General features: G+C 53.4%; 11 protein-coding genes. 3 read left to right on the plus strand and 8 right to left on the minus strand.

Annotation, left to right across the window (positions count from 1 at the left end; all coding sequences use genetic code 11):
• Nucleotides 1-261 precede the first annotated feature (261 nt).
• The 3 genes from EHT25_RS31145 to EHT25_RS31155 all read left to right on the plus strand — a co-directional run bounded on the left by EHT25_RS31145 (nt 262) and on the right by EHT25_RS31155 (nt 5,189).
• Nucleotides 262-4,350 (plus strand): hybrid sensor histidine kinase/response regulator transcription factor, encoded by a 4,089-nt coding sequence (locus tag EHT25_RS31145; RefSeq protein ID WP_124879362.1) that lies wholly within the window; start codon nt 262-264, stop codon nt 4,348-4,350.
• A 159-nt stretch (nt 4,351-4,509) separates the two neighbouring features.
• Entirely contained in the window at nt 4,510-4,761 is a 252-nt protein-coding gene (locus EHT25_RS31150; protein WP_124879363.1) for a hypothetical protein, read from the plus strand.
• A 59-nt stretch (nt 4,762-4,820) separates the two neighbouring features.
• Nucleotides 4,821-5,189 (plus strand): hypothetical protein, encoded by a 369-nt coding sequence (locus EHT25_RS31155; RefSeq protein WP_124879364.1) that lies wholly within the window; start codon nt 4,821-4,823, stop codon nt 5,187-5,189.
• A 382-nt stretch (nt 5,190-5,571) separates the two neighbouring features.
• Here EHT25_RS31155 and EHT25_RS31160 read toward each other — a convergent pair whose 3' ends face one another.
• The 8 genes from EHT25_RS31160 to EHT25_RS31195 all read right to left on the minus strand — a co-directional run bounded on the left by EHT25_RS31160 (nt 5,572) and on the right by EHT25_RS31195 (nt 21,751).
• Nucleotides 5,572-8,580, minus strand: coding sequence for a putative Ig domain-containing protein (locus tag EHT25_RS31160; protein WP_124879365.1), 3,009 nt, complete (start codon nt 8,578-8,580; stop codon nt 5,572-5,574).
• 118 nt (nt 8,581-8,698) lie between these two features.
• Nucleotides 8,699-10,756 (minus strand): tetratricopeptide repeat-containing sensor histidine kinase, encoded by a 2,058-nt coding sequence (locus EHT25_RS31165; RefSeq protein ID WP_124879366.1) that lies wholly within the window; start codon nt 10,754-10,756, stop codon nt 8,699-8,701.
• A 68-nt stretch (nt 10,757-10,824) separates the two neighbouring features.
• Nucleotides 10,825-11,121: an antibiotic biosynthesis monooxygenase family protein gene (locus tag EHT25_RS31170; RefSeq protein ID WP_124879367.1), complete on the minus strand. Its 297-nt coding sequence runs from the start codon at nt 11,119-11,121 to the stop codon at nt 10,825-10,827.
• A gap of 169 nt (nt 11,122-11,290) precedes the next feature.
• Nucleotides 11,291-15,376 carry an ATP-binding protein gene (locus tag EHT25_RS31175; protein WP_124879368.1) on the minus strand — a complete coding sequence of 1,362 codons (4,086 nt, stop codon included), beginning with the start codon at nt 15,374-15,376 and terminating at the stop codon, nt 11,291-11,293.
• Nucleotides 15,377-15,648: 272 nt separating this feature from the next.
• Nucleotides 15,649-17,013, minus strand: coding sequence for a M14 family metallopeptidase (locus EHT25_RS31180; protein ID WP_124879369.1), 1,365 nt, complete (start codon nt 17,011-17,013; stop codon nt 15,649-15,651).
• A 788-nt stretch (nt 17,014-17,801) separates the two neighbouring features.
• Entirely contained in the window at nt 17,802-19,076 is a 1,275-nt protein-coding gene (locus tag EHT25_RS31185) for a polysaccharide pyruvyl transferase family protein (protein ID WP_124879370.1), read from the minus strand.
• A 52-nt stretch (nt 19,077-19,128) separates the two neighbouring features.
• Nucleotides 19,129-20,430 carry a polysaccharide pyruvyl transferase family protein gene (locus EHT25_RS31190; RefSeq protein WP_124879371.1) on the minus strand — a complete coding sequence of 434 codons (1,302 nt, stop codon included), beginning with the start codon at nt 20,428-20,430 and terminating at the stop codon, nt 19,129-19,131.
• Nucleotides 20,431-20,440: 10 nt separating this feature from the next.
• Complete coding sequence (locus EHT25_RS31195; protein WP_124879372.1) at nt 20,441-21,751, minus strand: polysaccharide pyruvyl transferase family protein; 1,311 nt, start codon at nt 21,749-21,751, stop codon at nt 20,441-20,443.

The following is a 21,751-nucleotide window of genomic DNA, read 5'->3' on the forward strand; positions in this document are numbered from 1 at the left end:
CCAAAGGTCGGGTATGAATACCGCATCAGACGATAACAAATGGTCCAAATCCGATAAGAGATGTTCCATTTTGCCCAATTGGTCCAAAAATAGCCGGGAACGTGCGGACCATCCGGGGAGAGAAGCAAATTAACAGGGGGGATCTGCTTATTCGGAAACATTTAGAATCCGCACCGGTTAAAACTATGGTTTACTTGACTCCCATTAGTAAACCAATAAATGTTTCTACTTTAATACGTAAGCCCAACTCTGTCATTCAAATTGCCTGTTCATATACCGTCGTTCGTTCGAATTTTTGTCTTTCTGCTGAGTCTGCTGACCCCATCGGATTGGCTTTTGGCGCAATCTTTTCGCCTGCCCCAACCCGGAGTGATTACTGATCGCCAGGGATTGCCCCAGGCCTTTGTGCCTTCTATTCTTCAGGATAAACAGGGCTTCATCTGGGTCGCCACCCGCGATGGACTCTGCCGCTACGATGGGCAACGGTTCAAAGTTTTCCAGCCCGATCCCGACGGGCGACCATCGCTCTCCTTTGCCGGACTGAATCAAATCGAGCTGGACCACCACGGGAAAATCTGGATCGTTTCTGAACAGGGCGATATCGACCAATTCGATCCCCGAAGCGAAACATTTGTCAATCTGTCCCGGCAAGCTGCCTTTCGCCGGCTTACAAAAATTAAAATAGCCTATTCGTTGCGGACCGATCGACAGGATCGGCTTTGGCTGATATCGCTTGGCGATGGCGTCATTTGTTGGGATCTTAAAAAAAACAAGGGCCAGTGGTTTCGCCACCAGCCTGATCAGCCCGGATCACTTCGTAGTAATTACGTAACGGATGTGGTAGAAGCAGCCGATGGGCAAATCTGGCTAGCTACGGCAAAGGGGCTGAATCGGTTCGACGAAGCCACGCGCAGCTTTGTTGACCTGCAACACCAACCCGGAAATCCTCAATCGCTGCCCGAGGATACGGTTTACCGGGTCTATAGCCGGCCAACCGGAGAGATTATGGCCCTATCCCGACGGTATCTGACGTTGCTTCAGCCCCGGACGGGCCAGTTACGCTCGTACCGCATGCCCGCCCAGGGAAACCACGTGGATGGTCACAGGATAACCATGGACCGGCAGGGAGCCGTCTACTTCGACCAGTTTAACACCCTGTTTCGGTTTACCGACCAGCAAGGGGTCCAGGTCTTGGGCCGCTGGAATCAGCTGAACGACGGGTGTAGCAGTTTGTTCGTCGATTGCACGAATGTATTATGGATCGGTACCGCCGGTTCGGGCATCCGCACCTACAATCTGCAACCCTTGCCTTTCCAGACGCGCCGGTATAGCCGTAATTTTTACCAGGACCTACTCACGAACGACTCGCTGGGTTTGCCACCCGTTTGGCGGGTGATCAAGGCGACACTGAGTGGCCTGAGCAGCTATAATTTTCGCTCCGCCTTCGATTCTTCGGGCCGGTTCTGGTTTAATGTGGGCACGTCGGATCTCTACCGCCTGGATCGTAAAACCCGTCAGGCCGAGCGGTTGCCGCTACCTGTTACCTTTCGCTGGAATGCCCCCGGGTACATTCCCTGTCCGCTGACGACCGACCCCCAGGGGCGCGTTTGGGCGGTTTATGACACCACGGCGTATTGGTTCGATGAGCTGAAACAACATTGGACGGCTTTCCCATACCCCATTTCCGGTCAAAGCACAAATCCCATTACGGAACTTGTGGTGGATAACCAGTTTCTCTGGCTGGCCAGCCGGTCAGGTGGACTTTGGCGGATGAACCGCCGGAACGGCCAGCTGCACCAATTTGTCAACCGGCCGGGCGATCGGGCTTCCCTCAGTAGCAACTCACTCTACAGTATTTCGGCCGACCCCGACGATCCCAATCGCCTATGGATCGGGACCTTTGGCAATGGGCTTTGTCTCTTCGATAAAAAAACCGGTCGGGTCCTCCGGTTTACCAAATCCAATGGCCTGCCCAACAACGTAGTGTACTCGGTGAAAGCGGATCGGCAGGGGTATCTGTGGATGGGAACCAATAAAGGACTCTGCCGGATGAACCGCCGGACCTTCAGGACTGAGACCTTTACGCGGGATGACGGCATCATGGCCGATGAGTTCAATAGCTACCACTACGTCCAGTTTCCGGATGGGAAAATCCTGATGGGCGGACTGGAAGGCTTCACCAGGTTTGATCCCCGGCAGATCGGTCAGGATGCATTTGAACCCGTCGTTGAGCTGACCGAACTGCAAATCAACAACCAGATCATTCAGCCGGATATTCCGGGAATGGTTGATCCCGATACCGCTTCTGCCGCAAACCGATCGATACTCGGTACGTTACCCATACAGGCCACGAATCAACTTACGTTGGCCTATAATCAGAACTACCTCACGGTTCAGTTTGCCGCCCTGCAATTCAATCAGCCGGGCAAAAACCGGTATCGCTACCGGTTAAAAGGACTGGAAACCGACTGGAAACAGGTTGACAGACCCGAAGCCATTTATACCAACCTGCCCGCGGGCGATTACGTATTGTTGCTGAATGCGTCCAACACTTCGGGTCGGTGGAGTCGCCATGTTCGTATGCTGGCTATTACGATTTTGCCACCGTTCTGGGAAACCTGGTGGGCTTTTGGTCTGTATTTTCTACTGGGTCTGGGCGTTGTCCTGGGCCTGCTGCAAATCTACCTGAATCGGCTGCGATTAAATCAGGCTATTGAACTGCGGCAGAAGGAATCCGAACAGCTGCGGGCCGTCGATGCGATTAAAACCAACTTCTTTACTAACATCACCCACGAGTTTCGCACGCCGTTGACGCTGATCCTGGGGCCGACCGAACAGCTGATGAGCCAAGAAACGGAGCCTAAAAACCGTCGACGTTTATTGCAAACCATTGAACAGAATGCCCATCAACTCTTACGGCTGATCAATCAACTCCTGGATCTATCCAAGCTGGAAGCGAGTGTCATGTCCATTCACGAGTCCAGAGGGAACCTGACGGAATTCATCCGGCACTGGTTGCAACCCCTTCGTGATCAGGCCACGAGCCAGGGATTGAGCCTGGTATTCCGTTCTGAAGTCACGGGAGAGTATTGGTTCGATGCCGAAAAGCTCGAACGCATTGTCTATAATCTGACGGCCAACGCCCTGAAATTTACGAAAAACGGTTCCATTCAGGTGTCGTTAGAAACCGCTTCGGGGCATATCCGACTAACTGTTGCCGATACAGGCATGGGCATTTCAGCCGAGCATCTTCCTCATATTTTCGACCGCTTTTATCAAGTCGGGCCGCAATCGGTCGGGCCGCGATCGGTTGGTGATGCGCGGTTCCCCGCTGGGACAGGCCGACCGGGCTCGGTTGATCAGTCCAATCCGGCCACGCCCCCGGGCACGGGAATCGGTCTGGCGCTCGTTCATGAATTGGTACAATTGCAGGGCGGGCAAATTTCCGTCGAGAGCCTGGTAGACCAGGGCACCACGTTTGTGGTTGAGTTACCTTACCGACAGGCAGATTCGGTAGCCGTTATGCCGGAAGTGGTTATCCCGGCGAGCCGGGAAGTCACCACTCCGGTCTGGACTGCTTTAGACGAATCCAATGAATCCCGGGTGCTGATCGTGGAAGATAATGACGAACTGGCTCAGTTTATTGCCAACAGCCTGCCCCTGCACTACCGCATTCGCAAAGCCGTCAACGGACTCGATGGGCTGGAGCAAGCCCTGGAGTACCTGCCGGACCTGATTATATCGGATGTGATGATGCCGGGGATGGATGGTTTTACCCTCTGCGACCGGCTGAAAACCGACCTGCGGACCAGTCATATCCCGGTTATTCTGCTGACGGCCAAAGCCTCCGTCGACAGTCGGATCGAGGGCTTGTCACAGGGGGCGGATGATTACCTGACCAAACCGTTTCAGGTGTCCGAACTCCAGCTTCGGGTGCGCAACCAGCTGGTAAGCAAACAACGGCAGCGTGAGTGGGTGCGGGCCAGTCTGGCCAATCCAAATCCGTCGGATTCCCGTCCGGCCACAGAGCCGGCAGATCCTTTTCTGAACCGGTTGTATGAGTTGCTGGAATCGAATCTGAGTGACCCCCGGTTTGGCATTGAGCAGATGATGCTGGAACTGGGCCTGAGCCGAACCAGCCTGTTTCGGAAGGTAAAAGCGTTGACCGATCTGTCGGCGAATGATCTGTTGCGAAATTACCGGCTCAAACGGGCCGCCCAACTATTGCGAACCGGGCAGAGTGTCAATCAAACAGCCTATGAAGTTGGTTTTGAGAGTCCCGCTTACTTCAGCAAATGTTTCCGGGAACTCTATCAGCTTACCCCCAGCGAATTTGCCGCACAGCCCTAATCATCTTTCCCGCCTATTTTAGCCCTGTAACTACCACCCATTTGCCACTTTTCATCGCAATTGGAACAGGCGTTATGTTATTTGGAACAGGCGTTATCGTACGTTTCTGTTTCTTCCCCTAGGTTTGTGACCGACTCTCTACCCTAACTTTCTACTGCCATGACCCTTCATTTTACCCTTCAGGCTTCCGATCTTCCCTGTGTTTGTAGTGCAGAATTTGAAACACTCATGGACGTATTGAATAGCTTTATTTCCATTGGCAACGTTCTGGTATCCGCTTTCCTGATGGATGATGATGGCACTCGCATTGACTTACCCGTAAAGGCTTTTGATGGTTTACCCATAGCCGGTTGCATGCAAAATTTGACAATCAACTATCAATACCTGCTCAATACGAAAAGCCGGGCCTAGGAGGTCCGTTTACCTGTCCAATTTTTTACGTTGTCCCGTCCAAATAAATCTCCCCTCACATGATTTTAGCACCAGAAACAACCCTGACAGCCGATGTCGAGGATAAGCTAGAACAACTTTGGAAGTTGGTTGGCAACACGCCCATGCTGGAATTATACTATACGGATCAGGGACAGCCCCGTTCACTTTACGTAACATGTGAGCATTACAACCTGACCGGCAGCATGAAAGACCGCATCAAGTTACAACGGAAAATGGGTCCCAAAGCCCGGGTGGTAACTGTTTTGTGTGACAGCCATAAAAAATACCTGAGCACGGACCCGGTTCGGCAGGAACCGATCAAACCGGGCTATGTCGCCCCCGGTATTGAGTTCACGAAATATCGGTCTATCAGCTGTTTATCGGTTAGCCTGTCCAGTGAGCTTTAAGGGTTGTTCCATTGATCGATAGTATTCCGCACCATACTAGGCCGATCGGCGAAGCTTACCCATAAGATTCCTTACCCGATTATAATCAGCACTTCCATCTGATTTCTATGGACGGCAAACACAGAATTTTAACCTTAAAATTGGATCCTGTTTAAAGGCATGTAGAGTCTTTTTTGAACGGACCCGCTGACCCGAATTGGGCACAATTTCTCTTTTCAGACATAATAGGGTCAAAAAGCTATGATTTGCGAATCGGGTCCGATGCCCTTTCTCCCCTTTCCGATGAAAGAAAACCGCCAGTCCAGCAAAACTTCACGGGACTGTCGGTTCATTTCCATTTATTCGAGTTCAGTCAGAAAGCGGATTTCACCGCTTGAGCACCTCAGGGTTTAAGCACCTTCAGAGTAACGGATTGTTGACCGCTGCTAACCCGCAGCACCAGCAGACCCGAAGCCACAGAACCCACACTCAGCGTCTGGCGCTCCACCGCACCCGCCTGCTCGATCTGACACTCCTTCACCCGCCGACCACTCAGATCCGTCAGCTGTAGGCCTAGCGGCTGTCCTTCCACGCCCCGCACCTCAACGACCAGCTGATCACGGATTGGATTGCCCAGCACCGTCACCTGAAGCGGTGAACCGGTTTCGGCCGATAGCCGTGCCGGGGCACATTGATACGCCCTGGGCGAGCCTTTCAACTCGTAGGTACTGCCGAGCACCCGAGCCCGGACGACTGTCCCGTTGGTCACACTCCCCGGCGGGCTGAAATTGTAGGCATGTGATCCGTTGCCTTTTCCGGCGTCTTTCAAATCGGGGCGGTAAATATTGGCCACGGTACTGCCCAATACCGTTCCCGGACCATCCAGATAAAATTCGACCGTCAGTGGCGTGTTGGGCTTTTTGCGATCCCACACCCAGCCGCGGATGCCGCCACAATCCAGTTTATCCAGATAGCCCTCAAAATCCCCGGTGACGGTGGTGGTGGAGGCCGGGTTGACCGTCAGCGGAAAGCTCACTGAGTTGGTCAGCACCCCATCGCTGGCCGAGTAAGCCAGCACAAATGTGCCCGCAACGGTGGGGGTTCCCGAGATCAACCGGCTGGTCATGTTAATCGACAAACCGTCGGGCAAACCGCTTAGGGTGTAAGTCAACGGCTGTCCTTCGGGATCAGTGAAGGCGACCAGGGTACCGGAGAAGGGCACTCCAACCTGAGCAGCTAGAGGAGCGATCAACACGGTAGGCGAAGGTGGAACCGGGGCTTTATTGCTGGGCGTTCCGGTACCCTGACAGATCAGTGATTTGGGCGAATCTTTCAGAATAAAGCTGCTGCCACTGACGCGGGCGGAGAGGTTGTGAGCCAGTCCGTCCTTGATCAGATCGGGGATGGCATAGCTGAAGGCGTGTTTGCCGTTGCCCTTGCCCGCCGTTTGCAAATCCTGCCGGAACACATCGGCTAGAAACGACGCGATGACGGTAGGTCCGTCGAGAATATCGACCGAAACCGGAGTATTCACTTTGTTGCGATCCCAGGCCCAGCCCCGAAACGTGCTGCAATCCGCCCCATTGACAAAACCGTCGAAGCTGCCGCTGACCAGTGGTGGACTGATGGTGACGGTCGTGCTGCCGGGCGGTGAAGCACAACGGCCCGTCGTGCAGGTTGCCGAGTAGACGATCGATGTGACTATCGCGGTGGGAACACTGATGACCGAGCCGCTTCCCGTCTGACCATTACTGCCCTTCCAATCGACCGTGCCGCCGTCACAGCCCGTGATGTTCGCCGTTACAAAGGGCGTATTTTGCAGGATGGGTAGGGTAGCGGCTACACTGAGTACCGGAGCTGCCGGGCCGGGGCTGACTGTCAGGTTGAAGGCTGTGGAAGTCAGGCTGCTGACCAAACTACTGACCACCACCACGTAGGAACCTGCACTGGCCGTGGTGGTGGCGGGTAGGGTGAGCGTAGCCGAGGTCTGCCCACTGACTACTCCGCCATCCTTATACCACTGATAGCCTCGAATATCTCCGATAGCACTGACGGAGACGGCCACGGCTGAGCCTGCGCAAACGGTCGAAGAACTGGTCGGCTGCTGGGTGATGGATAGGCAATTGGCCTGAACATCGTCGACTGAGTTGCAACCAGGAGCGTTGTTCGAGATGGTCACTTCGCCCGGCGGAGAGGCTAAATAGCGGCAGATGGCATCGATAGCGCATTCGCTCAGTTGGGGGTTGTCTTTGATGGTTAAATTGAGCTCAATGCGGGTTAGACTACTCAGTCCTTTCAGACTGTTCAAAGCAGCGTTGCTCTCTAAAGATAGGTTCCCTGTTACAGTTGTCACCCGGTCGAGTCCTGCCAGACTGCTCAGTTTGGGATTTCTATCCATTCCTATTCTCCGGAGGGTGGTGAGCTTGCTCAGGGCGGCCAGGCTAACCAGGTTATCGTTTTTAGTGATATAAAGATCACCCTGGAAATCCACCAGGTTGTCCAGCCCCGTCAGGTTGGTGAGTCCGGGACTGTTGTCGATAGTTATTGAATAGATTACAGAAACTGGATCCATATCCATACGGGTCAATTTGCTCAGCGCGCTGAGGCTGGTGAGCCTCTCGTTGCTCGTGATTAACAGGCTTCCTTTGGTGAGAGTGGTAATATTATCGAGACCAGTCAGGCTGATGAGCTGAGGATTGTTAACAACACCCAGACCGCCAAGGCTGGTGAGTTTGCTCAGGGCAGTCAGGTTATTGAGAACATCATTGCTACTAATGGTCAGGTATTCGGTAACCGTGCTCAGGTTTTCCAGCCCCGTCAGGCTACTGAGCTTCGGATTATAACTAATATCCAGCGACTTAAGGCTTTTCAACTTTTCCAGGGCGGTCAGGCTATTTAATAAATCATTATTATCAATTCCAAGGTATCCCCCAACAGCCGTGAGGTTGTCCAGCCCCGTTAGATTGGTGAGTTGAGGATTGGCTGTGATTCTCGCCACGCCTTCAATGCGAATCAACTTACCCAGGCCCGTCAGGCTCTTGAGTGAAGCATTTCCCAGAATAAAAAAATCCCCCCCGACGGCCGTGAGGTTGTCCAGCCCGGTCAGGTTGACCAGGCCCGGTGTTTCACCTATACTCAGATACCCTCCGATGCTTTGCAAACCACTCAGTGCGCTCAGGCTGCTGACATCATCACCAAAAATGTTTAATGAACCCGGCAAATTGGTGCACCCGGCCGGAAATGCATCGATCTTTTCCTGGGAACTTAATACTACATCCCCCGTTGGACACTGAGCGTAGGCCATTGTGAGCAGTCCACAATAAAAAAGCAGGAGCAACAGCAGCCTGCGGCCCCTGACTGATTGCCTGAACGATTGGGCCGATAAACTGCCTGGAAGTAGAAAAGAGTTCATAAGCGAATGGATTAGGTATGTGTTCACAAATGTGGGCTGAACCGGCCCGACAGGACTATAAAAAATGTTCCAAATACTATCAAAAATGGGTCAGCAGGCCATTAATGAGGAAATTGACTTACGCGGGTTGCGGGATCAGGCCCAACGGCAGGGCGATTTGCATCCGGGTAAACTGCCCCGGCTCAGAAACCACCGAAAGTTTGCCGCCATGACCTTTCGTCACCAGGTCATAACTGAGCGATAGTCCCAGACCGGTTCCTTCGCCGGTCGGCTTGGTCGTGAAAAATGGCTGGAAGACCTTTTCTATCGCGGATTCAGGAATCCCCATGCCGTTATCGTGCACCTCAATGATCACCTGATCAGCCTCCTGCCAGGTCCGAAGCCAGACCGTTGGCTGGTAGCTTTCCGTCGTCGGCAGGCGGTTTTTCTTTTCCTGAACGGCATAAAAGGCGTTGTTATACACGTTCAGCAGTACCCGTCCAATGTCCTGGGGAATCACCATTACCGGCCTTAGCCCCTCCTCGAAATCAGTGTGAATGGTCACGTCAACGGGATTTTTGTCTTTTGTCCGCATTCCCTGACAGGCCAGCTGGAGGTATTCGTTCGCCAGTGCATTGAGATTGGTCGGCTCCCTGGTACCCGTAGTGGCCCTGCTGTGCGCCAGCATGCCTTTCACGATTGCATCGGCCCGGCGGCCGTGGTGGGCTATTTTGTTCAGGCTTTGACTGAGGTCTTCCAGGAATGCGCCGGCCAGTTCCTTTTGAGCTGGGAGAAGCTGCGGGACCATGTCCTCCCGAAACTCGTCAACCAGTTCCGTACCCACCTCGGCGAAATTGTTGACAAAGTTGAGCGGGTTCTGTATTTCGTGGGCAATACCTGCCGTAAGTTCACCCAGGGAGGCCATTTTTTCCTTTTGAATGAGCTGGTTCTGCGTCGTCTGGAGCTCGCGCAGCGCCTGCTCGGCTTTGCTACGCTGCTGATCAAGTTCGGTTTTTTGAAGCGTCAGCAACTGATTGCTTCGCCGTTGACGCTGGTTGTTCCGCCAAAGTAACCCCGCTACCAGCACCACCACGGCCACCAGGCCCGAGAGCCCGTACAGTCGGATGCGGTTTTGGTACAAAGCCGCTGTTGCCGCCTGTTCCTGCCGACGTTGCTGTTCCTCAAAGCCCAGGGTGAGGAGTTGCTTGAGTTTTTCCTGACTGAAAAGACTGTCTTTAGCCGCAACGGCTACTTTATAATAGCGCAACGCCTGGGTGTTATCACGTCCCTCATAGAGCTTTGTAAGGAGTTCACTGGTGGAAAGAATGACATTTAAATAACCGCTTTGCTGCCCGGCTAAGAGGGCCCGGCGGGCGTTGACAATGCAGGAATCAATCGGCCCCTTTGCCTGGTAGACGGTAGCGATGCGCAAATAGATGTCGGCCAGGATAACCGTTGTGTTACTTTCCCGGGCCGCCACCAGGCCCCGGCGGTAGTAGGCCAGGGCAGCGGTTGTATCATGACGTTTCAACTGCAAATCGCCCAACTGGTAGAGATTGTGTTCCAGAACGATTCGGCCGCCTTGCTGCTCCGACAAGGGGAGGGCCTGACGCAAGTAGTAGTCCGCCGAATCCAACTGGTCGATCTTTAGAAAGGCTTCTCCCAAATTGCCATACAGGGTAGCATAACTATGGGCGTCCCGTTGGGAATCGTTCCGATGAACCAGTTCAAAAATACGCTGGGCTTCCTGGAGCAGACGTAACGCCTGTCGATGATCCTTCTGATCCTGATAGGGAGCCGCCATGTTGTTAAGTGTTCGGTACGTAGCCGTCAAATCGTGGATGGAGCGGCTAATCTGTAAGGATTGCTGAAAACTACGGATGGCTTTCGGATAGTCGCCCAGGCTGGCCAGGCTGCTGCCCATTATACTTAGTCCCCGTGCCCGGCCCGGCTTGTCGTCCAGTTCCTGCGCGAGCTGGTAAGCCTGTTGGGCGAGTCGGTAGGTGGTATCGGGTTTGATGTCTAAATAAAGACGCCCCAACTGGTTCAGCAACCGAACCCGATTGGTGTCGGCGGGTTGATGGGCCAATTGCCGTTTCAGGCTATCAATCTCGGCGGACTGGGCACAGACCAGCCGGCCGTTTCCCCCAATTAGGAAAACAACAGGCAGCAGGATGGTGCGGATCAAAAGTTTCATGCGTTTATTACTTGATTAGATACCTGGCCTAAATGTGGAAAATGCGTCGGTTACCGGTTTACCTGACCTCAGCTAACCTGCGCATTTAGTTCATAATCAGCGGGTACCAGGGGTTGGATACAGTAGTGTTGCAGGTGCCCCAAAAGAGTCTGTAGCAATCGGTTGGCGTCAGCCGCCTGCCGGTCGGCCTGGGTCTCCCAAATCATCAGCAACATACACTGATTAGTCGCCGAATTGGCCAGCAACTGACCATGCAGAAAGCCCGGCTGTTGACGCAGGGCGGGTCCGATACTCAACCGAAAGTAGGTAGTAGCATCGCTTAGGGCTTCGGCCCGTAAGCCACCTTCGAGGGTACGTGCAAACATAAGAATGACTGGAATAGAACGATTTGGAGCGTCAAGCCCGGACGGACTTGACGCTCACAAACTTGTTCATTCCAGCCGGGCGGGACCATAATGAATAGGCCAAATACTATAAAAAATCGGTCAAAGGTTGTGCAGCAGGCTATCAAATGCCGCATTCTCACCTGAACGATCAGCCCTGCGCGATAAACTCACGGGGAGTTAGCTGGTAGAGTTCCCGAAAGCATTTTGAAAAATAGGATGGGCTGTCGAAGCCAACCCGGTAAGCCGTCTCGGTAATGGCATGGCCTTCGCGCAGGAGTTGGGCGGCTCGTTTCAGTCGGTAGTTGCGAACTAATTCATTGACCGATAGATCCGCTAAGGATTTGACTTTTCGAAAAAGACTGGAACGGCTCATGCCCAGCGCCGTGACCAGACTTTCCACGTTAAACATCGGGTCGTCTAAATGGGATTCGATCAATGCGTAGAGTTGGTCCAGAAACGGGTCTATAGGGGGACTAACTGACGGAGTTGCATTCGTTCCGGGTTGGGTCAGACTGGTCCGCACCCAGTCGCGCTGCCGTCGTTTGCTGTCAAGTTGGTTACGAACCCGCAGGTGAAGCTCCCGCACCTGGAAGGGTTTAGTCAGGTAATCGTCGGCTCCCTGCGAAAGCCCTTCCAGCCGGTTTTCGGTCGAGGTTTTGGCGGTGAGCAGAATCACCGGAATGTGGCTGGTGCGAAGGTCGGTTTTCAGGTGGCCACACAGCGCAAAACCATCCATCCGGGGCATAAGCACATCGGAAATGATCAGGTCGGGCTGGTATTCCTGCGCCTGCTCCAATCCATCACGCCCATCAACCGCCCGGCGAAGACGGTAGGTTGGAGGCAGACTATCAAGGAGGAAGAGGGCTAATTCGTCGTTATCCTCCACGATCAGGATTCGCGGACGGTCCGCCGATGCGGCTTCGTCATCCGCCTTCCCCCATTGTTCCTCATGGATACCGTTCAGGTTAGCTACCTCGCCGGCCGAAGCGGATTCAGCTACGCGACGAAAGGGTAAATCCACCACAAAAGTGGTCCCCTGATTGACTACACTGGTCACCGAAATTCGCCCACCCTGTAAGTTGACCAGATCCTTTACCAGCGCCAGCCCGATCCCCGTCCCCTGCCGGAGCTTGGAAGGGGTTCCCTTTTCACTGGCCGACGGCTTTACCTGATAAAACCGGTCAAAAATGTGCGGTAGCTGTTCCGGTGATATACCTGAGCCAGTGTCGGAAATCGTTAGGCGTATCCCCTCAGGTGCGGGCATCAGCGAAAGGTGGATGCTGCCCGCTGTTGTAAATTTCAGGGCGTTGGCCGTCAGGTTGGAAACGATGCGTTCCAGTTTTTCGGCATCAAACCAGTGGGTGCCCTCCACCCCGGAGGTAAAGGTAAGGGTGAGTCCCTGCGAGGTAGCCTGCTCCGCCAACGGTTGTAGCCAGTAAGCGATGCTTTCAGACAGTGCACCGGGCGACTCATGAACTGGCATGACACTCGCTTCCAGCTTCGAAAGATCCAGCAACTGGTTAATGAGTCGCAACAACTGATGGGCGTTCTGTTCGATGGTTGTCAGTCGGCGGTAATTTTTCGGTTCCGGATTCTCACTGACCATTTGCTCGGTTGGCCCCAGAATCAGCGTCAACGGCGTTCGGAACTCGTGGGTAATGTTGGCGAAGAAGTTCGACTTCATCTGGTTGATATCCCTGAGTTGTCTGGCTTCCTGCTGACCGAGCGCAATTTCGCGCTGCTGTAAGGCGAGCGACTGCTTCAGTCTCACCCGGTTGGCATACACGCGTACGCCCACCAAGCCCAACCCAATGGCTCCTAAAGCGTACAACAGATAAGCCCACCAGGTCGACCAGAATGGCGGATGGATGATTACCGTCAGTTTACGCATGTACCGGCTCCAGTGCCCCGACGTATTCGACGCATTGAGCCATAGGATGTAATGACCCGGTGGCAGGGCGGTGTAAACCGCAATGGGTCGTTTTGTTGCCGTCCATTGGTCATCAAGACCTTCCAGTCGGTAGCGGTATGTGTTTTTGGTTGGCCGGTTAAATTGCATGACGGCGAACTCAGCTGTCAGGTAGTTCTGATCGTGGGCCAATGCCAGTTCCTGAGCCGCCGGAATGGATACGTATTCCCCGTTGGCATCCGACCATTTTGTGGGTAGCGAATCAACCGGCTGGTTATTCACCAGTAAGGATGTCAACTCGACGGTTGGTTCATAGGCATCCTCGGTAAGGCGGATTGGATCAAAGCTGGTGATCCCCTCGAGTCCACCCATCACGATGCGTTCGCCTGAAGGAGCAGCCTGTGCGACCGGGATGGCATTCCCCAAACTCACTGCTCCTGGCAAATATAACCAGTGAAAGCGGTTGAACTCATCGGCCAGCAAGCCATCGTCCCGCGTAAATGTTCTGGTTTTGAAAGTTCGAAGGTCCAGTTGACAAATGCCTTTGTTGGTCCCCATCCACAGCGATCCGTGCCGGTCGGGAATCACCGAATAAATCACGTTATTCGGCAATCCATCCCGGTCGGTGAACCGCCGAAACCGGCCGGTTCGTTTGTCAAACGCACACAGTCCACCACCAAAGGTACCCAGCCAGAGCCGGTGCGGTACCTTCGGATCCTGCGACAAGCAAAATAAGGCATTGTTACTCAGCGATTGCGGGTCTTGAGGTTGATTGGCGTACTGCTGCAGCTGACCGGATTTTCGATCCAGCCGCCAAAGCCCTTTCTGGTCGGTGGCCAGCCAAAAGGCTTCTTCATCAATGGTAAATACCAGCACCACACCAATTTGTGCCGCCGGAATTCGGTAAGGCCCGGTTTGCCAGCGATGCTGTCGTTCCTCGTAGAACCAGGCTACCGAATCGTGTATTGCCCAAATCTGCCCATGCGGATCGGTCGCCAACGGACACGGTTTATCGCCGAACTCCCGGTTTTCAAATGGCTGGGGCAAGGGGCGGTGTTCAACCCGCTTTGTTTTTAGATCCACCCGCTGAATCTGGGAGGAGCCCGTATTGTACCAAAAATCACCTTTATTACCAACCGTATAGCGAAAGTCATAACTGCTTTTCCGTATAGTCAATGGCCGTTCACCGGCCGGGATGGCCAGCCCCGATTCACCCAGTATGTCGTCGTGAAACGAACGCTGATAGGCCTGAGTCTGGAACGGCATGGCCCGCAGGTCGTATTTCCGAATGCCTCCGCCCCGAGTACCTTCCCACAACACATCCGACCGGTCGACCCACAGGCGAGTGCCCCAATTTTTATAGTCAGACGCTTGCTGCCGCGTCACGATCTCCACACCTTTCGGAAACGTTAACCGGGCGAGCGCATTTCCAAACACGAAGTAAATTCTTCCGGTGCGATCCTGCGTGAAATTAGCCTGTACCCAGTCGGGAGTACCATCCGGCAACGGATACGTCTGAACCGCCCCCGTTCGGGGATGTAACCAGATGAGTTGCCGGGGCCCGGCTAGCAAGATGTGGCGGGAAGAAGCGGCAAACAGGCGATAGATGGGTTGATTGAAGCCATGATTTTCTGCGCTTCTGGCTACCTCCGAACCCGGTAGTTTGTAGGGCCGAAATTGATGGATTTTCCGGTCAAAATACAAAAATCCCTGACTGGTTGCCAACCAGATTCGACCATCGGCGGATTCCGTGATATCGAAGATCGCTCCAGTAGATTGGTTGGGGAGATAAAACCGGGTGATTTGGCCGGTTTTCAGGTCTAGCCGAAGTAATCGGTTGGAGATGGCCGTGACCAGCCACAGTTGTTCCTGGTGGTCGATACAGAAGGAAGTGAGTTTTTGTTGTCCCATCGCTTTTCGATAAGCGGGCCATTGAGACACATTGCTGAAGTGTTCCGAGCGGGGATCAAATCGGTCCAGGTCACCAAATTCGGACGTAATCCAGATTTGTCCGCGGTAATCGAGGGTTAAGCGACTGACTCCGGCAGACGAGAGTGACGGTCGTCCCCCGGCAGTGGGTTGAAATACTTTGAACCTGTTGCCATCGTAGCGGCAAAGGCCATCGCGTGTGGCTGCCCAAATAAAACCCTGACGATCCTGGACGATGTCAGGAACAAATGCCTGCGGCAGGCCCTGGCGGTCGGTGAGTAGCTCAGGCGCTGGTAAAGCAGCCTGCTGCGCACTGGCCAATAAACCCGCACCATGCCAAAGAACCAGTAAAGATGCGATCAGGCCAAACCCGCCCAACCATCCAGACTCCCGCATGGCAATAAGGAATGGTAATATCTCGGAGAAAACCGAATATGCGAAAATTATTGAATAGGAAATAGTGTGAGGAGGAAATCTTACTTCGTGGTGATCGAATCAATTAGTGGTCTGTACTGATCGTAAAAAGAACTCCTACTAGGAAGTAATTGCTTGTATTACATTAAAATAGCCTTGCACAAATGAGGTCAAATGATTTCAATAAAATACCTGTTTTTAAACAGACCTATTGACCTCAATTGAGCTCCATTTTTATTGAGGAATAACCAGGTTCAGAAAGTTATGCTTTTGAGAACGGCCGTAATGCCGCGCAAATGCATTTCCTGGTACTTTTTTAAGAGCGCCCGATCGGTCTGATCGGTTTTACACTGGGCTAAATCAGCGGCTTCAAACGGTGCTTCAATATCAAAAGCGGGCGTATTTAATTCTTTGTAACTCCAGGTCGGCATACTGCCCGCCGTACAAAGGTAGAGTACCTTCTCCTGGGCCGCATCCCGGTTAGCCATGCCCTGCCAGAGCGTGTTGGCATAGGCATTGCTCCGATCGACAAAGGATTTGCTTTGCAGACCATCCTTGGAAGCCGCTAAGGTTTGTCCCGCTATGCTGGCCAAACAGTGGTACGAAAAGATCACTTCCGGTTTGTGACTTTTCATAAACTGCATGATGGCGACGGTTTCGTTTTCGCTCTCCGCAAAGGCCCCACGGTATGTATTCGACTGGGGATCATCCGTTGAATACCCGTAGGTTGTCTCCACGTCCCCCCAATTCGCCGGAAAATTCCGATTGATATCCACCAGGTTCGCATTCCGGCGCAGATACCAGGGATTTCCTTTCACCTGCCGCTCCCGCATATCCGGATTCGCCGACGGAATGGCGACCACCGACACTTTTTTCAGCAAGTCAGGGTGGTTTTCCAGGAGGTTTTCCAGCACATAAAGAATAATTTCGGGACCGGCTTCGCCCGCATGGACGGCCCCAACCAGGGCAATGCAGCGCTTGCCCTGACCCACTTTAAGACTAACCAGGGGTCTTTTATTGGTCGTTACCCCAATTTGATTGACCTGAACGAGCGCAGGAAACTTCTTTTGGAGCTCGTCGGCCCGTTTCTGAACCGTTTCATAGGGCCACCAGATTTCCGGGTCCCGCGCCTTCACCGGCAAGGGTCCTTCCGGTACGCCCAGAGCGGAACCAATCCAATAGCAGTAAACCGTGCCCAGTTTGATGGCCTTGTCTTCATAACGAAACTTGTTATCCAGCGAAGGCTCCATTTTTCCCTGAAAAATCAGGGCTGCTTTTTTGTGGTCAAGGGTTCGGAAATATTCACTGTAATCAATTCCAAATTTAAAATCAGGGCACTCCATGCGGTAAATGCGGATCTGATCATAATGGTAGCTAAGCTCTTTCTTTTTGTAGTACCGCATGGACTTGTATGCGGAGATCACCATTTTATTCGTATCGAAATAAGCCTCGCCTTCCCGCAGCGTCTGGTAATCCGGGGTAGGTTCTTGCGCGACGGGGAGGGAAATATCACCTTTGTTGCCGTTCAGGAAAGTCGGCATCACGAACGAGGACGTCGATAGACCGGCCAGCCCAAGAAAGCTCCGTCGATTGAACAATTGCTTGATTGATTTTGCCATAACCCGTTTAACCTAGAAGAATTGAAAAACGTCCGTATTGCTACTCATGACGCACTAGTGCGAAAAGAGACTTGATGAAATCTTCTTTCTCCGTTCAGACCAAACGCCGTATATCATGTTTGTTTTTTGGTTTCGGTTACGTACCCAATAATATTGAAACAAAATTTTTATTCAAAATTCAAAGCAAATTCTTAAAATTACTTTTGCTTTTTACAGCCTATTTCCTTCCTGTGCGTTGAAGGCCGAGGTGGCTTGCAGGTATTTTATGGCGTTTTTCTGGTCAATAAACCAGGTACATGTAATTGGGAAAGAGAACGAGCAAACGTCATACTGATCCGCCGGGAAGCCATGGAGCAGCGGTATGATAGCTTTTCCGCACCGACCCAAAATCAGGATAGAGACCCCACTTTTAGTAAACCGCCCCAGACCGCCCAGGGCCTGATCAGGGGAGCCAGTTTACCGCCCATACATTCACATCCGTCTTGCAGGGGGCTTAATTCGTATCTCGATGGATGAAAGGGGCGGTTTTTGTTTTTCTAGGAGACAGTTAGACAAAAGAAACTCAGTACTGGACATTTGTACAACGGCGTGGTATTCCGTTGTGGTAATGGCTTTACTAACCGATGCTTGTTCAGGTCCGGCAACGGAGTGCCACTCCGTTGTACATTTTATGTCCAGTACTGAGCAAAAGAAAAAAGATGGTCGTTTATCTTGTTGATTTTTAGTCGGTTAATCGCTTGTCTATTCTCTTTATTCTTTTGTCTGCGTATAGTTTTGATGAACGTCTTTTAGGCTGCCAGATTCTTTTTTACAATTGCCATGGTTTCACGCTGACGTTGTGTGATGTATTTACGGGCCTCCTCTACTTTCGCTTTAGCCGCTTTGGGGTCCTTGGCCATCGCCAGGACTGTCGGAACGATTTTCGCTACGTCGCCGGGCGTATCCATGTCGAATAGCCAGTCGCCCAGGCCAACATCGCGCCACATGGCACCTTTGCTGGTCTGCTCTTCAAACCGACAAACGATCGCCGGAACACCCTGGGCAATGCACATGATGGGCGAGTGCATTTCCAGCCCGAACAACCCCGCCGACCGAATATAGGTACTGACCGCTTCATCGGTCAACCAGTAATGATCGCGCCAGACCACATTCTTTTTTACGTCTTCCGGTAGCGGATCGTAGAGCATTTCTTTGCCGATACGGACCTGGGTTTCGTTTTCGGGCACCAACAGCACCTTCAGGGGCGTTTGCCGAACTACCTGGATGATAGCTTCCCGGATGGGGGCGTTGTCCTGCTCTTTCATTTTGTCGTTATACGCCCGTTTGGCATCGTTGGGAGCCTGTTTTTTCTGAGGTAACTCCCACCAGGGCGAGAACCGGTATTGGGGAATGGCACAGAGGAATTTACCGGGCTCGAGGTTATGTTCCCGCAAAAACGCATCGGCAGCCGCATCGTTCCGGACATCGACGGCAAAAGCGCCATCGGGGCAAAACTCCATGATGGGGCAGTTTACCCCGTTTTTCTTCGCAAACGCCAGCGAAACCGAGTCGCGGAAATACGCAAACCGGGCTTTGCTCAACAGGCCGATATCGACCGGATTGAATTTGCTGCGCTCTTCGGGGAAGCCATAAACGCCGGGAAACGTAATGCCGTAGATGCCGTAGGGTTTACCGGTTTCCTGCACCCATCGTTCCAGGTCCTTGCGCGCTACCAGCTGCGGACCGGAGCCGTGCAGCAAAAAACCGCATTCGGTAAATGCCCGGGCAACCTCGTCGGGCGACTGAAGAATGGGGACCTTCGGAAACCGCTTTCGCAGCATGGCTTCCACGCCATCACCCACATTAACTGGCCACAGCCGCACTTCAACGCCGGGCAGGTATTTTTCGAGCAGCGTCAGCACCCCGGGGGTATGCCCGATGTCGCCAATGTTGGCGGTTTGCCACGAGGAGCGAAGAAGGATCGGTTTGGTAGCCAGATTGCTCGCTTTCAGGCCAGGAAGCACCCCCAAAAGGAGACCGGCCAAGGGAGGGACCTGCTGCAGAAAATTGCGTCGGTTAAGCATGTTTTAGGAAATCGAATAATTGAATCAAAAACGCATTGATATGGGGTTGCGGCTACACCATCACCTGTTGCTTCACGTAGCCCATCGTTTCGCGCTGCCGTTGCTCGACGAATTGACGGGCTTTGGCCGCCTTCGCGCGGGCGGCTTTGGGGTCTTTGGCCATCGCCAGGACCGCCGACGCGTACCGCGCGATGTCTTCTTCTTTGTCAAAATCGAACAGCCAGTCGCCCAGACCAATATCTTTCCACATGGCGCCTTTGCTGGTTTGCTCGGCAAACCGGCCAACTATAGCCGGAATCCCGTTGCCGATGCACATGATCGGCGAATGCATTTCCAGCCCGAACAGACCCGCGGACCGGATATATGTACTAACGGCTTCGTCCGTCAGCCAATACCGGTCGCGCCAGACCACTTTCTTCTTTACATCATCTGGTAGCGGATCGTACAGTATTTCTTTGCCGAGTTTGACCTGCGTTTCGTCTTCCGGACAGATCAGAATTTTGAGGGGCGTTTGCCGAACCACCTGAATAATCGCTTCCCGCAGGGGCGCGTTGTCGTGCTCCCGCATGGCCTGATTCCGGTCGTGCCGGGTTTGGTCGAACGGGGTTTTCTTGCTCGGTATTTCCCAGTAGGGTGTAAAACGGGTCCGCGGGATCACACACATGAACTTGCCCTCTTCCAGCCCGTGTTCCTTCATGAAGGCCGTGGCGGCCGAATCGTTTCGCAGGTCGACGGCAAAGGCCCCGTCGGGGCAGAATTCCATCACGGGATTATGAACGCCGTTCTTTTTGGCGAAATCCAGGGAGATCGAATCCCGAAACAGGGCAAACTTCGCCTTGTTCAACATCTCGACGGCCTGCGGATTGGGCGTCACCATCGCTTTCGGGTCAGGGCTGTAGACCCCCGGAAACGTAATGCCGTACACCCCGAACGGTTTTCCGGTTTCTTTATCCCAACGAACCACGCTGCTGGTTGCCACCAGCGAGGGGCCGGAACCGTGCAGCAGAAACACGCATTCTTTAAACGCCTGCGCGATTTCCTCCGGCGTACGGATGATCGGTACGTTTGGAAACCGCCGACGCATCAGGGGTTCTACCCCATTGTCGAGGCTCGACGGCCACAACCGCACTTCGACGCCGGGCAGGTATTTTTCCAGCAGCGTCAGAACGCCCGGCGTGTGCCCGATATCGCCAATATTGACCGTTTGCCAGGACGAACGGAGAATAATCGATTTTTTGTCGGCCGGACGGTCTGCGACCGATTGCGCCAGCGCCGGAATAGCGTCAAGAAGCCCGATCAGGGCGGGCGTCTGTTTGAGAAACTGACGACGGGTTGAGGTACTTAAACTGTTCATATTGACTAATTTACGACGCTAATTTGACGAGTTTACGCACGACCTGCATGGACGCTTTTTGCCGCTCCGCGACCACCAGCATGGCTTTACGGGCTTTTTCTTTCGCCTGTGGGTAGTTCTGGTGAATCTGCATCAGCGTCGCGTTCATCGTTTCCGCCGACGTTTTGTTGATATCGAATAGCCAGTCATTCAGCCCAATGTCACGGAACATCCATCCCTTGCGCCCGTGCCACAGGGCGCGGGCGTGGATAACCGGCACTCCCAGGGCCAGGGCCATGATGAGTGAGTGGGGTTCCATGCCAACCAGAGTGTGAGCCCGGGCGAAAACCGACATCGCTTCGTCGGCACTCCAGAACGGCTCGCGGAAAACGACGTTTGCTTTCACCTCATTGGGGAGGGTATCGTAAAGCAGCGTACGGCCGTATTTGGTTTCTTTGAGCGATTCGGGGGCAATCAGGACCTTCAGACCGGTTTTTCGCACCCAATTGGAAATAAGCTGGTTCATCTTGCCCATCCAGTCAAGATTTTCGGCCTTCTGCTCCGGGGTTGGCTCGGCCGGGTTCAGCAGGTTCCCTTTGCCGGCGGCATCGAGGGGGGGCGTGTTGGTTCGAATGACGACGGTCAGAAATTTGCCCGCTTCCAGCCCATTCTGCTTCAGATAAGCCACCCCTTTTTCTTCGTCGCGCACGTCGATGCCAAAGCAGCCGTCCGGCCCGAATTCGAGCACCGCGGGTTTGAATCTGTTTTCGCTCAGGAAATGGAGCGATTCTTTGTCGCGGGTGTAGATAAAGGCGGCCTGGTTCAGCACATCGCGGTAGATCAGGTCGGCGGGTGACGCAAATTTGTCAAACGACTGCCCATACAGCCCGAACGGAATGTTTCGCTCGCGGCAGTAGAGCATCGGGGCCAGGTTCGTCATCGTACTGCCCCATTCGAAATTGAACAGGCCGTAATTCATGGACATGCCCGAATTATGAATATACAAACTGGCCTCATTGAAGGCCCTGGTGACCGGGCTATCGGGCTTGTCTGGCTCAAACCCACCGGAAATCAGCCGAACTTTCGGGAAATTTTTAGCGACCAGTGCTTCGGTTACGGGGCGGGGAGCTGCGTGCCACAGCAGAATCTGCGCTTCGGGCACATACCGTTCCAGCAACCTCAGCGTCCCCGGTGTGTGTCCAATGTCGCCAATGTTCTTGTCATTCCACGACGACTTGAGCAGGATGATCGGTTTAGCATCTGGAAGTGATCGACGGAGGGGAAGCGCGGTGGCGGCCATCGACAGGCCGGATAGTTTAATAAAATGTCGGCGTGAGGTCAT

The organism is Larkinella rosea (genome assembly GCF_003858635.1).
Classification (GTDB): domain Bacteria; phylum Bacteroidota; class Bacteroidia; order Cytophagales; family Spirosomataceae; genus Larkinella; species Larkinella rosea.